Raw genomic sequence first — 700 nt, 5'->3', positions numbered from 1 at the left:
AAGGATTCGATCAAGCGGGCTCATTAGACAGAATCCCGCCACGATCCGGCCTCCCGATGAGCGTCCTGCCTCATCGGGAGAACCGCGTGCCGAACCTCATCGCCTTGCGCCTGGTCGTCGTCCTCCTTCTGGTCGGGGCGTCGGTCGCCGCATCCGCAGGCTCGGCCCGGGCCGAGCCTGCGGGCGCCCGGTTTCACGTCGAGGCCGAGTATTATAAGCTCGACAACGGCCTGAGGGTGGTTCTGGCGCGTGACGTCTCGGCTCCGACGGTGACGGTCGGCGTCTATTATGGCGTGGGCTTTCGCGTGGAGCCCCGGGGCCGCACCGGTTTCGCCCATCTGTTCGAGCACCTGATGTTCCAGGGCTCGGAAAATCTGCCGGATTTCTTCAACAGCATCGCCGCGGCGGGCGGCCAGATCGGCGGCTCGACCCGATTCGACTTCACCCGTTACTGGGAGACGGCGCCGACGAACCAGCTGGAGTTCATGCTGTGGGGCGAGGCTGACCGCATGGCGCGGCCGGTGATCCAGTCCGAGAAGCTGGCCAATCAGAAGGCGGTGGTCGCCAATGAGGTGAAGGCCGCCCTGCACAATCAGCCATACGGCGGCTGGACCTGGTTGGAGCTGCCCCAGGCGGCGTTCCGCAACTGGCACAACGCGCACAATTTCTACGGCGACCTACAGGACATCGAGGCGGCGAC

General features: G+C 65.4%; 1 protein-coding gene. It reads left to right on the top strand.

What is annotated here, in order from left to right:
- Positions 1-86 precede the first annotated feature (86 nt).
- Positions 87-700: M16 family metallopeptidase (locus ACK4SE_RS14015; RefSeq protein ID WP_409693944.1), on the top strand; the 614-nt coding region annotated here is incomplete at its 3' end.

Origin of the sequence: Brevundimonas sp. (assembly GCF_046293315.1) — a bacterium.
Lineage (GTDB): Bacteria > Pseudomonadota > Alphaproteobacteria > Caulobacterales > Caulobacteraceae > Brevundimonas.
The sequence above is the reverse complement of the archived record's forward strand: the minus strand, read 5'-3'. Positions and strand labels throughout refer to the sequence as shown.